The sequence below is a fragment of the Lactobacillus rodentium genome (genome assembly GCF_003423665.1).
In the GTDB taxonomy this organism is placed as follows: Bacteria; Bacillota; Bacilli; order Lactobacillales; family Lactobacillaceae; genus Lactobacillus; species Lactobacillus rodentium.
This window is the reverse complement of record NZ_BFBY01000002.1, coordinates 42,614-56,970: the sequence shown is the minus strand read 5'-3', so window position 1 is coordinate 56,970 and position 14,357 is coordinate 42,614. Positions and strand designations below refer to the sequence as shown.

General features: G+C 35.0%; 17 protein-coding genes and 1 other annotated feature. Of the genes, 16 read left to right on the top strand and 1 reads right to left on the bottom strand.

Features of this window, described 5'->3' with window-relative positions:
• Positions 1-233 precede the first annotated feature (233 nt).
• The 13 genes from LrDSM24759_RS01585 (at position 234) to recN (ending at position 10,525) form a co-directional block, all read left to right on the top strand.
• Complete coding sequence (locus LrDSM24759_RS01585) at positions 234-1,241, top strand: alpha-hydroxy-acid oxidizing protein (protein ID WP_170133348.1); 1,008 nt, start codon at positions 234-236, stop codon at positions 1,239-1,241.
• Between the two features lie 100 nt (positions 1,242-1,341).
• Entirely contained in the window at positions 1,342-2,181 is an 840-nt protein-coding gene (locus LrDSM24759_RS01580) for a YitT family protein (protein WP_117117746.1), read from the top strand.
• Positions 2,182-2,271: 90 nt separating this feature from the next.
• Positions 2,272-2,351, top strand: a sequence feature (ribosomal protein L21 leader region).
• A 15-nt stretch (positions 2,352-2,366) separates the two neighbouring features.
• Complete coding sequence (gene rplU / locus LrDSM24759_RS01575; RefSeq protein ID WP_117117745.1) at positions 2,367-2,678, top strand: 50S ribosomal protein L21; 312 nt, start codon at positions 2,367-2,369, stop codon at positions 2,676-2,678.
• Positions 2,679-2,695: 17 nt separating this feature from the next.
• Positions 2,696-3,010, top strand: a complete 315-nt coding sequence (rpmA, locus tag LrDSM24759_RS01570) for a 50S ribosomal protein L27 (protein ID WP_117117744.1) — start codon at positions 2,696-2,698, stop codon at positions 3,008-3,010.
• A 230-nt stretch (positions 3,011-3,240) separates the two neighbouring features.
• Positions 3,241-3,810: an elongation factor P gene (gene efp, locus LrDSM24759_RS01565; protein WP_117117743.1), complete on the top strand. Its 570-nt coding sequence runs from the start codon at positions 3,241-3,243 to the stop codon at positions 3,808-3,810.
• Positions 3,811-3,838: 28 nt separating this feature from the next.
• Complete coding sequence (locus LrDSM24759_RS01560; RefSeq protein ID WP_117117742.1) at positions 3,839-4,270, top strand: Asp23/Gls24 family envelope stress response protein; 432 nt, start codon at positions 3,839-3,841, stop codon at positions 4,268-4,270.
• On the top strand, positions 4,271-4,672 hold the full coding sequence (gene nusB / locus LrDSM24759_RS01555; RefSeq protein ID WP_117117741.1) for a transcription antitermination factor NusB: 402 nt from the start codon (positions 4,271-4,273) through the stop codon (positions 4,670-4,672).
• 42 nt (positions 4,673-4,714) lie between these two features.
• Positions 4,715-5,566 carry a bifunctional 5,10-methylenetetrahydrofolate dehydrogenase/5,10-methenyltetrahydrofolate cyclohydrolase gene (locus LrDSM24759_RS01550; RefSeq protein ID WP_117117740.1) on the top strand — a complete coding sequence of 284 codons (852 nt, stop codon included), beginning with the start codon at positions 4,715-4,717 and terminating at the stop codon, positions 5,564-5,566.
• On the top strand, positions 5,556-6,926 hold the full coding sequence (gene xseA, locus LrDSM24759_RS01545; protein WP_117117739.1) for an exodeoxyribonuclease VII large subunit: 1,371 nt from the start codon (positions 5,556-5,558) through the stop codon (positions 6,924-6,926). The genes LrDSM24759_RS01550 and xseA overlap by 11 nt, the downstream gene beginning before the upstream one ends.
• The gene (locus tag LrDSM24759_RS01540; RefSeq protein ID WP_117117738.1) at positions 6,907-7,149 is read left to right on the top strand and encodes an exodeoxyribonuclease VII small subunit; all 243 of its coding nucleotides are present in this window, start codon (positions 6,907-6,909) and stop codon (positions 7,147-7,149) included. The genes xseA and LrDSM24759_RS01540 overlap by 20 nt, the downstream gene beginning before the upstream one ends.
• A 2-nt stretch (positions 7,150-7,151) precedes the next feature.
• On the top strand, positions 7,152-8,021 hold the full coding sequence (locus tag LrDSM24759_RS01535; protein WP_117117737.1) for a polyprenyl synthetase family protein: 870 nt from the start codon (positions 7,152-7,154) through the stop codon (positions 8,019-8,021).
• Complete coding sequence (locus LrDSM24759_RS01530; protein ID WP_117117736.1) at positions 8,021-8,833, top strand: TlyA family RNA methyltransferase; 813 nt, start codon at positions 8,021-8,023, stop codon at positions 8,831-8,833. The genes LrDSM24759_RS01535 and LrDSM24759_RS01530 overlap by 1 nt, the downstream gene beginning before the upstream one ends.
• Positions 8,834-8,842: 9 nt before the next feature.
• The gene (gene recN, locus LrDSM24759_RS01525; RefSeq protein ID WP_117117735.1) at positions 8,843-10,525 is read left to right on the top strand and encodes a DNA repair protein RecN; all 1,683 of its coding nucleotides are present in this window, start codon (positions 8,843-8,845) and stop codon (positions 10,523-10,525) included.
• Between the two features lie 60 nt (positions 10,526-10,585).
• Here recN and LrDSM24759_RS01520 read toward each other — a convergent pair whose 3' ends face one another.
• Positions 10,586-10,891 carry a hypothetical protein gene (locus LrDSM24759_RS01520; protein ID WP_117117734.1) on the bottom strand — a complete coding sequence of 102 codons (306 nt, stop codon included), beginning with the start codon at positions 10,889-10,891 and terminating at the stop codon, positions 10,586-10,588.
• A 166-nt stretch (positions 10,892-11,057) separates the two neighbouring features.
• On the opposite strand from LrDSM24759_RS01520, the gene gmk reads away from it, so the two are divergent.
• The 3 genes from gmk to priA are packed head-to-tail and all read left to right on the top strand — an operon-like array spanning position 11,058 to position 14,346.
• A complete protein-coding gene (gene gmk, locus LrDSM24759_RS01515) occupies positions 11,058-11,672 on the top strand; it encodes a guanylate kinase (RefSeq protein ID WP_117117733.1) in 615 nt (204 codons plus the stop codon).
• A gap of 2 nt (positions 11,673-11,674) precedes the next feature.
• Complete coding sequence (gene rpoZ, locus LrDSM24759_RS01510) at positions 11,675-11,893, top strand: DNA-directed RNA polymerase subunit omega (RefSeq protein WP_117117732.1); 219 nt, start codon at positions 11,675-11,677, stop codon at positions 11,891-11,893.
• 56 nt (positions 11,894-11,949) lie between these two features.
• Positions 11,950-14,346 carry a primosomal protein N' gene (gene priA, locus LrDSM24759_RS01505; protein ID WP_117117902.1) on the top strand — a complete coding sequence of 799 codons (2,397 nt, stop codon included), beginning with the start codon at positions 11,950-11,952 and terminating at the stop codon, positions 14,344-14,346.
• Positions 14,347-14,357: the final 11 nt, after the last annotated feature.

The window sequence follows — 14,357 nt, the reverse complement described above, 5'->3', positions numbered from 1 at the left end:
CTTCATAATTGATGGGTTCTTTGAGTGACAATCTTTAATCATTTGAAGATCTTCTTCAGTTAATTTAACAGTATATTTAGTCATAATTAATTCCTCACTTTTTATTTTATAAGTTAACTATAGCTCATTTTTAAGAACATGCCCATCTTTTTACCAGAAATTTTTACTTTTTGGCAGTAAAATAAAGGTAAAACATTAAGATAAAGTAGTATTTACTAAGAAAGGAAAAGATAATGAGTAAGAAAATTGATTCTGCAACTGGCGCCTCAAGGCATAACTTTGATGCACCAGAAGAAAAAGAAATTAAAAGTCCCTGGCCTGGTCCAAAAGGGATGATTCCGGTGACTAGTGGGCAGGCAGAAGATGCTAATGTTCATAACCGTGCTTATCTTGATAATATTTTGGTAGAGATGCGGATTATTGATGCGGTAGAACCAAATTTAGAAACAGAATTTTTTGGTAAAAAATATGCTTCACCAATTAATTTAGCTGCGGTTTCTCATTTAAATAAGGTTTTAGATGATAAAAGTCGTAAACCGATGCAAGAAAAAGCAGAAGCTGCTAAAAATTTAAATGTTTTAAATTGGATCGGGATGGAAGAAAATAGTGAATACCGTGATATCGTTGCCGAAGGTAGCGATACCGTTAGAATTATTAAGCCTTTTGCTGATCATAATCGTATTTTTGATGAGATAAAAGTTGCTCAAGAAACTGGTGCAGTAGTTGGAATTGATATTGATCACGTGCCAGGAACTAATGGCAAATATGATGTAGTTGATGGCATTGAGCTGGGACCAATAACTCAAGCTGACTTAGCCAAATATGCAGCTTTTGCTGATGTGCCGTTTGTTGCTAAAGGAGTTTTATCTGTGCAAGATGCATTAAAGGCTCGGGACGCTGGTTGTCAGGCAATTGTGGTGTCACATCATCATGGTCGTTTACCCTTTGGCGTGCCACCGTTAAAAGTTTTACCTGCAATTAAAAAAGCTTTAGGTAATAGTCAAATGACAATTTTTGTCGACGGTTCAATTATGACTGGCTATGATGCATATAAGGCCTTAGCACTTGGGGCTGACGGTGTCTTAATAGGACGTGCTATCTTGCGTGGTTTGCTTGATCAAGGCAGTGAAGCCGTAGAGGAAAAGGTTCTCAAGATGAATGAAGAATTAGCTGAAATGATGCTCTATACTGGAGTAAAAAATACAGCAACGTTTGATCCTAATGTATTGCACTTTAATTAGTGTTTTTATAATTTGATAAGATTTTTGTTTAAACTTGCTTAAGGTCTCACTTTATCGATAAACTATCTATAGAAAGATTTTAATCAGAAAGGACGCTGAGATGACAAAAAAACTTAAAAAACGTTCCTGGATGAGATGGATTGTGTTTTTAATTGCTTTAGAAATTATTGCAATTTCAATTAACTTTTTCTATGGACCTATAAATATAGCCGCTGGAGGCTCAACGGGTATTTCTATTTTAGTAGATGCGGTCTGGGGTATTAATCGTTCAATTACAGTATTTATCGTAAATGTCTTGATGCTAATTCTAGCAGCGATTTTTTTAGGTAAAACTACTACTAAAAATGTCGCACTTGGAAGTTTTCTTTTGCCTGTTTTAATGGAAATTACCCCAAGTTTTAAGGTAACTAATAATGACCTCTTAGCGGTTATCTATGGTGGAGCTTTAATGGGGTTAGGGGTTTCACTTTTATATCGTGTTAATGCTTCTAGTGGTGGTACGACAATTCCACCAATGATTATAAAGAAATACTTCTTTATTAATCCGGCTATTTCACTACTATGTATTGATATGATAATTATTTTCCTCAATATTTTTGTAGATGGGTTAAATGCCTTTTTCTTAGCAGCATTTTCTCAAGTAGTAACTGCTATTACAATGAATTTTGCTGAAGCAGGTTTTGATCGAAAATACCAAGTGCGTATTATGAGTAATAATCATTTTGAAGAGATTAAAGACATGCTCATGAAAGAATATGATGGATTGACTGTCTATAATGTTGTTGGTGGATATAGTGAAGAAGATAAGCAACAAATTTTAATAGTGGTGGATACCCGTGACTATGGTCCACTAATTAGTAAGATTCATGAGATTGATGATAATGCCTTTATAATCACGGATACGGTAGTAAGTGTCCATGGTGGTAAATGGGGACTATAAAAAATACACTTAGGTGCATTTTTTTATTTATTACAGATTGCGTAAATTGCATAACAGTAGTAAACTAAAGGAGTTGTATTTGTGGAAACCTCACATCTGCAACCGCGCACTTAAGGTAAGTAAGAAGATTAGCGTTAATCTCACCTCAAGTGGCGAGTCTAAGTATTTATTTCGGAGGTGTACAAATGTACGCAATTATTAAAACCGGTGGTAAGCAATACAAGGTTGCTGAAGGCGATAGTATTTTTGTTGAAAAGCTTGAAGTTAAACCAGGCGAAAAGGTAACTTTTGATGAAGTTATTCTTGTAAACGATGGTAAGTCAACTAAGATTGGTACTCCAGTAGTTGATGGTGCTAAGGTTGTTGCTAAAGTTGACAAGCAAGGTAAGGAAAAGAAAGTTGTAACTTTCAAGTACAAGCCTAAGAAGCACTCACACACTAAGTATGGCCACCGTCAACCTTACACTAAGGTGACTGTTGAAAGCATCGAAGCTTAATTAAGGGGTGAAACAATATGATGATTAATAATCTTGAAGCACTTAAATTATTTGCCCACCACAAGGGTGGTGGTTCAACTGCCAATGGTCGTAACTCAGCTGGTCGTCGTTTAGGCGCAAAGCGTGCTGACGGTCAAGAAATCCACGCAGGTTCAATCATTTACCGTCAACGTGGTACTAAGATCCACCCAGGTAAGAATGTTGGCCGTGGTGGTGACGACACTTTATTCGCATTAGTTGATGGTGTTGTTAAATTTGAACGTTTGGGTAGAGATAAGAAACAAGTTTCTGTTTACCCAGCTTCTGTTTACCCAGCTGAAGAAGCAAAATAATTAATATTTTGATTTTTAAAGACTGAATGTTTAAGGCATTCAGTCTTTTTTGTTAAGAAGATGACCGGATTTAGAAATTATTTTTAGTTTAATCTTATCATTTGGTATAATAAGTAAGGTTTACGCCTGTGATAAAAAAGCTAAATTTAAACTTAATTTTAATGGTTTGAGTTGCTAAAAATAGAGCAAGATTGGTAATATAATATTAGATAGAAATGAGGTAATTTAACATGACAATGATCTCCGTTAATGAGTTCAAAAATGGACTCACTATTCAATACAACAATGATTTGTGGCGTATTGTTGAATTCCAACACGTTAAGCCAGGAAAGGGTAGTGCATTTGTTCGTTCAAAACTTAAGAGTTTAAGAACTGGTGCTGTTCAAGAATATACTTTCCGTTCAACTGCAAAGGTTGATACTGCTGATATTCAAACTAAGGGTATGCAATATCTTTACAATGATGGTTCAAGTTACGTATTCATGGATAATAACACTTATGAACAACTTGAAATTCCTAATGCTCAAATTGAAGAAGAAGCAAAATACTTAAAGGAAAATATGCAAGTTAATGTTATTACTCATGAAGGTGAAACTTTAGGTATTGAATTACCAAATACTGTTGACTTGGAAGTTGCAGAAACTGAACCTAATATAAAAGGAGATACTTCTTCCGGTGGTGGTAAACCAGCAACTATGGAAACTGGTTTAGTAGTTAACGTACCATTCTTTATTAATCAAGGTGATATCTTAACTATTAATACTGCCGATGGTACTTATGTATCTCGTGCAAACAAGTAATTAATTGATTATATTTTCGAGGTAAATTATGGCTGATAATTCAACAATTCTTTTATCAAGCAATGACAATGGCGATGAAACTAGAGTTGATTTGAGTGTTCTTGAAGTCATTTTAGGAATTGCTGCTAGAAAAGTAGACGGCGTTAATGATATGCGCGGGTCACTTCGTAGTGGCTTAAATTCTCTTTTTGGTCATTCAAATCGAGGTAAAGGCGTTTCTTTAAGTGTTGAAGACAATAAATTAACTGCCGATATTTATGTCTATCTTGACTATGGCGTTAATGTTCCTAAAGTAGCAGTTCAATTACAAAAGAAATTAGTCGCTCAATTACAACAAATGACTGACTTAGCTTTAAAGGCAGTTAATATTCATGTAGTTGGTCTTGTTTCTGAAGATGATAAGGTTGAAGAAGCCGATACACTATTTTCCTCAACTGAAGATAGCGAGGCTGACAGATAAATGACCCAACATGAAATGAGACGGATAGCCTTGCAAGCTCTCTATTTAGCTAATCAAGAACCAGACTTAGATTACGACGAAATAGTTTCACGTACCCAAAGAGCTTTAGATCTCAAAGATCTTCCTGATTTTTCTCAAGAATTAGTCAAAGGTGTTTTAAGTCAAAAAGCTGATTTGGATGAAGAAATTAGTAAGTATTTAAAGTCGGGATGGCGAATTGAACGATTGGCTCAAATTGATCGTGCAATCCTTGAATTAGGTTTGTATGAAATCAAAAATAGTAAACAAATTGAACCAGTTGCAGCTTTAGATGAAGCTTTGAATCTTGGCGAAGAATTTTCTTCAGAAAAGTCAAAGGCATTTATTAATGGTGTCTTAGGTAACTTTATTGATGAAAAATAATTAAGTCGGCTGAAAAGTCGGCTTTTTTTATGAGGTGAACTTGTGGCATTAAGATTAGATGGCAAAATTATTGCTCAACAATTATCCAAATCTTTGCAAAATAAGGTAAAAGAACTAAAAACAAAAAATATCTTTCCAACTTTATGCGTAATAGAAGTGGGAGAAGATCCAGCAAGTACAATCTATTTAAGAGCGAAAAGAAATCTAGCAAAAAAAATAGGAATTAACGAAATCACTATTAAATTTCCAAGTAGTGTAACTGAAGTAGAATTGCTTCAAAAAATAGCAGAGCTTAATCGAGACCCCAAAATAAATGCGATTATGGTGCAATTACCATTACCTGAGCAGATTAATCCTTTAACGATTGTTAAGGCGATTGAACCGGCTAAAGATGCAGATGGTTTTCATCCCTATAATCAAGGTCTAGCTTGGCAAGGAGCAAGCGATATCTTACCTGCTACTGTGCGTGGAATTTTGGAAATACTAGATTATTATAAGATTAATGTTTCTGGTAAGAATGTCTTAGTGATTGGACGAAGTCTGATTGTGGGTAAACCAATTGCTAGTCAATTATTGAATCGTGATGCTACGGTTACTATTGCTCACTCCAAAACTATTAACTTAGAGCAACTAACCAAGCAAGCTGATTTAATCATTTCAGATGTTGGTAAAGCACATTTAATTACTAGTGAAATGATTAAAAAAGGAGCAATTTTAGTTGATGTAGGTATGAACCGTGAGCAAGGAAAATTAATGGGCGATATTGAATATGAGGAATGTTTCGAAAAAGCCCAAGCCATTACTCCAGTTCCAGGAGGAGTTGGACCTTTAACCGTAGCTAGTTTAATGAAACAAGTAATTATTTTAACGGAGTACCAAGTAGATGGTCGATAGTTCAAATTATTTAAAAGTTAGCGATTTAAATTACTATATTTCACAGAAGTTTAAAAATGATCCTTACCTACATAAGGTTTATCTTCAGGGAGAACTTTCGAACTTTCGTTTTCGAATGAATTCTCACCAATATTTTTCTTTAAAAGATGAAAAATCAAAAATTAATGTTGTAATGTTTAAATCATTCTTTGAAAAATTAAAGTTTAAACCTGAAGAAGGGATGAAGGTTTATGTAAGTGGGTATGTAGGAGTATATGGGCCGCAAGGTTCTTATCAATTTTATGCCCAGACTATGGAACCAGCAGGTCTAGGTGCCTTGTATGAACAATTACGCCAACTTCAAGAGAAATTGGCAAAAGAAGGCCTTTTTAATTCTGAATATAAAAAGCCAATTCCACGTTTTCCTGATCGTATCGCTGTTGTAACTAGTGCTTCAGGCGCGGTTATTCATGATATTATGGTGACGGCAAATCGTCGCTTCCCTCATGCAGAAATTGATTTATTTCCAGCTAAAGTTCAAGGGGATGATGCAGCGGATACTATTGTAGCCGCTTTGCAACAAATTGCAGCCAGTGGGAAGAAATACGACACGGTTATTATCGGTCGTGGAGGAGGCTCACTAGAAGATTTATGGCCTTTTAATGAAGAAAAGGTAGTGCGCCAAATTTTCGCCATGCAGATGCCGGTTATTTCCTCTGTTGGTCATGAAACTGATACGACATTAGCTGATTTGGTTGCAGATGCAAGAGCAGCAACACCAACTGCTGCTGCTGAATATGCAACCCCGAATTTGGTGGAAGTACTTACTCAGATTAGCCAATTACGTAATCGCTTGGTAGCTTCAATGCAAGGGATTATCCGTAATAAGGCGGAACAAGTAAAAAGATTAAAAAATTCACCTGTGTTGCGTGATCCAAGTCGTATTTATGATGAGCCGATTCAAAGAGTTGATATGTTAAAGCAACGACTTTTTCAGGCGCAACATAATATTCTTAATCAAAAACAAGCTCAGTATAATCTACTTAAACAGCAATTGTGGGCTAATGGTCCTCAAAAGCAATTAGAGCAAATTAGACAACAAACATTATATTTACGTCAAAATCTCAATCGGGTCATGCTTAATTATCTCAAGGAGCAGCGTAATAAGTTTGCCGGTTTAGAACAAAAATTAGACGATAATAGTCCTTTAAAAACCATTAGTCGTGGTTATGTTTATACTGAAAATGAAGCAGGAACTACCGTAACCTCAGTAGCTCAATTGAAAGTAAATGAAGTCTTAAAATTACAATTTAAAGATGGTCAAGCTAGTGCTAAAGTAACAGATATTAGGAGAGAAGAAAATGCCAGAAAAGAAAAATAATTTTGAAGAACAATTAACTGAGTTACAAGAAATTGTTAATAAATTGGAAAGTGGTAATGTGCCTTTAGAAGATGCCTTGAATGAATTTCAGGCAGGAGTTAAGCTTAGTCGCGATCTCGAAAAGAAGTTAACAGCAGCTGAACAAACAGTAGCTAAGTTGATTGATCAAGATGGCAATGAAAAAACTCTCAACCCTGAAGATGCTGCTGCTCCCGAGGAATAAAAATGAATCTAACAGAATTTCGTCAATATTTTACGCCCTTAATTAATGAGTTTTTAGAAACTCATCTAAAAGAAGACATTAATAATAAGAAAATTGGTCAAATCATGGCTTATTCAGTCATGGCTGGCGGTAAACGTTTACGGCCATTAATTTACTTGGCTACTTTAAAAACATTAGGGCACCAAATTGAAACAAGTGATTTACAAACAGCTTGTGGTATCGAACTAATTCATACTTATTCTTTAATTCATGATGATTTACCAGCCATGGATAACGATGATTATCGTCGTGGCATGCCAACAAGTCACAAAAAATGGGGTGAGGCTGAAGCAATTTTAGCCGGGGACGCTTTATTGCCCTTAGGTATTCAATGGATTGCTGAAGGTAGTAGAAACATTACTGAAGTAGAAATTATTACTCAGGCCGTAGGACCCAATGGAATGGTCGGTGGTCAATATTTAGATATTGATTCTACCAATAATAGTTCTGTTAAAGATAATAATGAATTTATTTCCCAAATGGAATGGCTAAAAACCGGCTGTTTACTCCAGGCATGTGTAGAAATGGCAATTGCGAAAGTAAAAGAAAAAAATGCAGATAAAATTGCAGCTTTGAAGCAATTTGCCTACACATTTGGTCGTTCCTATCAAATTTATGATGATTTAGTAGATGTAGTTGAAAGTAGTCAAGAAGCTGGTAAAGCTACTCACAAAGATGAAGCTGAAGGCAAAAATAATACTTTAACTCTGCTAGGAATTGATCAGAGTCGTCAAGAATTAATTGATTTAGTAAATCAGGGAAGAAGTGCCTTAAAAATATTTGATGAACCAATCTTGGCTCAGTTATTTGATTTATATCAGAAGGTATTGTAATGAGTAAAAAAAGAGCAGATGTTTTACTATTTGAACAAAATCTTTTTCATTCTCGTACTGCAGCTCAAAGAGCTATTATGGCAGGCTTAGTTAGTGATCATAACCATCAGAGAATTGATAAGGCAGGACAAAAGTTTGATGAAGATGAAGTTTTTTATATTAAATCAGACGGTAAAAAGTATGTTTCCCGTGGTGGTTATAAATTAGAAAAAGCATTGCAAGTTTTTAAGATTGATTTACAAGGGCGAATCTGTCTAGATATCGGTGCTTCTACTGGGGGCTTTACCGATGTTGCTCTACAAAATGGTGCTAAAATGGTCTATGCACTAGATGTAGGGTACAACCAATTAGCCTGGAAATTACGCGATAATCCTCAAGTTGTCGTGATGGAAAAACAAAATTTTCGTTTTAGTAAGTTAGCAGACTTTACTGAAGGCCGACCAACTTTTGCGATGACTGATGTTTCGTTTATTTCGTTAGATTTGATTATGCCTCCAATGTATGAAATTTTAGCTGATCAGTGTGATGCAGTTTGCCTAATTAAACCACAATTTGAAGCTGGTCCAGAAAACGTTGGAAAACATGGCATAGTTCATGACCATCAAGTGCATCATGATGTAATTGCTCATACCATGCAAGAAGCAATGAAAATTGGCTTTAATATTTTAGGAGTAGATTATTCACCAATTAAAGGTGGTAAGGGAAACATTGAATTTTTAATTCATTTGGGTAAAGATACTACTAATCCCGGTCAAAATTTGTGGCAAGGAGATATTACAGCTTTAGTACAAAAGGCAGTTGCAGGTTTGTAGGAGAAAAGTATGTTAGTTGAACTTGATATTAAAAATTTTGCAATTATTAAGGCTTTAAAAGTTCGCTTTCAAGAAAATATGACTGTAATCATTGGTGAAACAGGAGCAGGTAAGTCAATTATTATTGATGCAGTTTCATTGTTGTTAGGCAGTCGGGCACAACATGAAATGATTCGTAGTGGTGAAGAAAAAGCAATTATTACTGGACTTTTTGAACTTGATGACCAATTTGAACAAGTGAAGGCTATTTGTGATCAATATGGTTTACCATGTGAAGATAAACAAATTGTGATTAGTCGCGAATTATCTGCTAAAGGACGAAATGTTGTTAGAATTAATGGTCAACTAACGACTATTAATGTTCTACGTGAACTGGGGAAGAATTTAGTTGATATTCATGGCCAAAATGATCAACAAATTTTAATGGATCCTGATCGCCAAATTGATTTGGTGGATAATTATGCTTCAGTTAATTTTCAAAATAAATTAGTTTCCTATCAAAAACATTATCAAAAATGGCAGACTTTGAATAAGCGTCTTCATCAATTAAAAGAAGATGCCCAAGAATTAGCACAACGACAAGATATTTTGGAATTTCAAAATAATGAACTTAGTAATGCTGATTTAGTTGATCCCCATGAAGATGAAGCGCTTGAAGAAGAATTCAATGAATTAAGTAATTTTCAAAAAATTGCCGATACGGCCAATTATTTTATGCAATTGTATGATGATGCCGATCATGGTTTAGCTACCTTATTGGGAGATGCGCAAAATGCGGCTGAAGAACTTTCTGAGTATGGTAAAAAGTTTGAAAATTTTACCCAAAGTTTTAATGATGGAGTCTATTCCCTTAATGATGCTCGCAGTGAATTATCTTCCTTAATCGATAGTATGGATTTTGATGAAGAACGATATAAATTTGTTACTAGCAGACTTGATACCTTGAATTCTTTAAAAAAGAAATATGGACCTTCCTTGCCTGAAGTTTTTAAGTTTTACGAAAAAGTTCAAAGAGAATTGGATCAATTTGAAACTGGCGGTCTGGATGAAGGTAAATTACAAAAAGAATTACAAGAACTCGAAAAAACAATGAGTTTAGAAGCAAATGAGCTTCATAATGAAAGAGAAAAAGTTGCACATGACTTAGAAGAAAAAATTAAGCATGAGCTAGCCGATCTATATATGGAAAAGGCCCGGTTTGCAATTAGAATTAATCAGAGTAGTCAATTTAACAAACTTGGTCTTGATGAAGTGACGTTTATGATTGCTCCTAATCCTGGTGAAGAATTAATGCCTTTGGTTAAAATTGTTTCCGGTGGGGAGCAGTCACGACTTATTCTTGCCCTAAAGGCAATCTTTAGTAAAGTAGAACCAGTTGGCACAATGATTTTTGATGAAATCGATACAGGTGTTTCCGGTCGTGTTTCAGCTGCGATTGGAAAGAAAATGCATGCCATTGGTCAAGAAAAACAAGTTATTGCTATTACTCACTCACCTCAAGTTGCTGCTGCTGGTGACCAACGCTATTCGGTTGAAAAGAAAGTCGAAGATGGCGCCACTTACACGCAAGTTGGTCCTTTGAGTCAAGAGGAAGCGGTAACTGCGATTGCCAAAATGATGGCTGGTCAGGATGTTACTGCTGCAGCAAAACAAAATGCTGCTGATTTAATGAATAGTTTTAAGGATAAATAAAAAAACTTTAGGTTAATAACCTAAAGTTTTTTTGTTTAAGAGCCAAGAAATTAGTTTTATTTAAGCTACTTCAATATTAAAAATAGTTGTTAAATCGATTAAACGATAAACTTTGTGATCGTAAGAACGAAGAACAAAGCGTCCATTAGTAGAACGAGCAATTAATTGACCAATTTCAGTTTTGCCATTTTGATAAGTAATTAAGACAAATTCACGCTGGAAAAATGCATGTTCAAGTCTTCTAATGATTAAGCTTGGTTCTTGTCCTAGGGTAGTTAATTTTGATAAGTCGTATTCAAAAAAGTGATGATAAATATTTTTAACTGAGGTTTTAAGTTTAGATTGTAAATTTTTAGTAAAAGACATTATTAGGCTCCTTTAAGCTCGAACAAATGTTTGCAATAATCATTATACGAACAAGCGTTCTGAAAATCAAGAAAAATTTTATTTTTGAAAAAATTTGGCTTAAACTTGCATTAGATGGCGATTTAATGCAAAATAATCATGTTAACATTTATCGTTAGGAGCAATCATGGCAAAGCAAGGATTATTAATTGTGCTTTCTGGCCCTTCTGGTGTCGGAAAGGGTACTGTTAAAAGTGCAATGGTAAAGCAAAGAGCTTTTTCATTTGAATATTCAGTTTCAATGACCACACGTAAACCTCGTCCAGGGGAAGAAGATGGTAAAGATTATTTCTTTGTTTCTGAAGAACGTTTTCAAGAAGCAATTAAAAATAATGAATTACTAGAATATAATGAATATGTTGGTCATCATTACGGAACACCATTGGCCCCAGTTAAGAAGTTACTTGATGAGGGTAAAGATGTTCTTTTAGAAATTGATGTTAATGGTGCACGACAGGTAAGAAAGTTAATGCCAGATGGAGTCTTTATTTTCTTAACACCACCAGATTTGCATGAATTGAAGGATAGAATTGTAAATCGGGGAACTGATTCTGCAGCAGTGATTGCTAAAAGAATGCAACAGGCACGCAAAGAAATCCTAATGATGGAAGATTATGATTATGCAGTTGTTAATGATACCGTGGCTAATGCCGTAGATCACATTAAGTCTATTGTTGAAGCAGAACATGTCCGTGTTCCTAGAGTCATTAATGATTACAGAAATATGGTTAAGGAGGATTAATTATGAGAATTACTTACCCATCAATTGATGATTTATTAGCTAAGGTTGATTCACGTTATTCACTTTCAGTTTTAGCAGCAAAAAGAGCGCATGAATTAGAAGCAGGTGCTCCAGGAGCTTTAACTCATTATAATTCAGCTAAGGCAGTTGGTAAGGCTTTAGAAGAAATTGCAGCTGGTAAGGTAACAATTGATCCTGAACACTTTGAAAAGATTGATTAATATTTAACATTAAACCTTCATTGTTTTTCAATGGAGGTTTTTTGATAGGTGAGAAAATGATTGCACAAGTTATTGTAGATGTAGCTGCAAAGCAAACAGATCGAATATTTGAATATAATATTCCAACCGCACTAACTGATGTAACTGTCGGGTCTAGAGTAGTAGTCCCTTTTGGACGTCGAAAGGTCCAAGGATTTGTGGTTGGGATTACTGATAAAACAGAATATAAAGGAAAATTAAAAGATCTTTTAGTAGTTGTTGATGAAATGCCACCATTAACACCGGAATTAGTTGAGTTATCTGCTATTTTGGCTAAAAAAATTTTTTCCTATCGGATAACTATACTTCAAACGATGTTACCACGGGTAATGAAAGCAAATTATCGTAAAATTTTAACGCCTATCGATAAAGCAACAGCTCAATTAGACCTGTTTTCTGGAGAACCAATTGATTTAGATGAAGTAACTGATCTTAAAAAAATCGTTCAAATTAAAAAATTAATCAAAACTAATAAGGCTAAAATTGAATACTTAGTTGAAAATAAGGCAAAGAAAAAAGAAGAATTTGTTTATCAACCTAATCTTGGCGCGCATGTTTATCCAGAAATTAAAACTTCGCTGCGAAAAAATGCTATTAATCAGTTGGCATTAATCACTGATCTTATCGATAATATTGCTAGTTATCCCAAAACCGGTAAAGAGTTACAAGAGCAATTGCATTTAAATAGCGCAATTTTAAAACAAGCGGTAGAAAAAGGCTGGTTAAAAAGAACAAAAAAAGAAACCTATCGTGATCCTTTAGCTGAAGTTGATACTAAAAACGTCCCCAAAGATATTGTGTTGAATAAAGATCAGGAAAATGCTTTAAATGAAATAAATAAGGCTATTACAGCTAAGAAGGCACAACCGTTTTTACTTGAGGGTGTAACTGGCAGTGGGAAAACTGAAGTTTATCTCCATGCCATCCAAAAAGCCTTGGCAAGTAAGCGTAATGCCTTAATGCTAGTTCCTGAAATATCTTTAACGCCCCAAATGGTTGAGCAAGTTAAAGCGAGATTCGGTTCAAGTGTTGCAGTTTTACATAGTGGCTTATCTACTGGAGAACGTTATGATGAATGGCGTAGAATTCGTCGTGGAGAGGCACAAGTAGTAGTTGGGGCACGTAGTGCGGTGTTTGCTCCCTTACAAAATATAGGCTTAATCATAATTGATGAAGAACATGAATCTTCTTATAAGCAAGAAGATAATCCGCGTTATCATGCGCGTGATGTGGCTTTATTAAGAAGTAAATACCACAACTGTCCGGTAGTTTTAGGAAGTGCAACTCCTTCGTTAGCTAGTCGTGCTCGAGCACAAAAAGGTAACTATCAATTATTAAGGTTAACTCAGCGAGCAAATAAAAAAGCACTCCCAGAAGTGAAGCTGGTCGATTTAAAGCATGTTGAATTTGCAGGTGGTCAATTTGATCTTTCAGTAGAGTTAGTAGATAAAATTAAAGAGAAAATTGCCAAAAAAGAGCAAGTTATCTTACTGTTGAACAGACGTGGATTCGCTAATTTTATGCTTTGTCGGTCTTGTGGATATGTGATGCAATGTCCCAATTGTGATATTTCTTTAACAATGCATAAAGATACAGGAATGATGGAATGTCATTATTGTGGTCATAAGGAACCAATTCCGCGCAAATGTCCTAAATGTGGTGAAACAAAAATTCGTTTTTTGGGTACAGGAACCCAAAAAGTTGAAGAGGAGTTAAAGGAATTAATTCCTGCTAGTAAAATCCTCCGAATGGATGTAGATACGACAAGAAGAAAAGGAAGTTATAAAAAAATTCTTGATCAATTTGGTGAAGGTAAGGCTGATATCTTACTAGGTACGCAAATGATTGCCAAAGGACTTGATTTTCCCAATGTGACGCTAGTGGGAGTAATCAATGCCGATACTTCCTTGCAAGTTCCTGATTATAATGCTTCTGAAAAAACATTTGATCTTTTGACCCAGGTGTCTGGTCGAGCTGGTCGTGCAGACAAAAAGGGAGAAGTAATGATTCAAACCTATAATCCTGAGCATTATGCAATCCAATTAGCCCAGAATCAAGATTATGAAAGCTTTTATCAAAAAGAAATGGTAGTGCGACACCAAGGAAATTATCCACCGTTCTTTTATACTATTTTAATTTCTATTGCTTCAAAAAATGAACAAGCGGCAGCGAAGTTTGCTTTTGTGGTTAAAAGAAAATTAATGGAGCAGTTACATGCACCGACCATTATTCTGGGACCAACTCCAAGTAGTATTGCAAAAATCAAGAATCAATATTTTTATCAAATACTGGTAAAATATAAGAAAGAAGACAAATTAATCCCAATCTTGCATGAACTCCAAGATGAGGCACAAAAAATTAAAAAGCAGGGTCTAAATGTTTATATTGATAATGAACCTGAACGAATAATTTAGAAAGAAGTGTT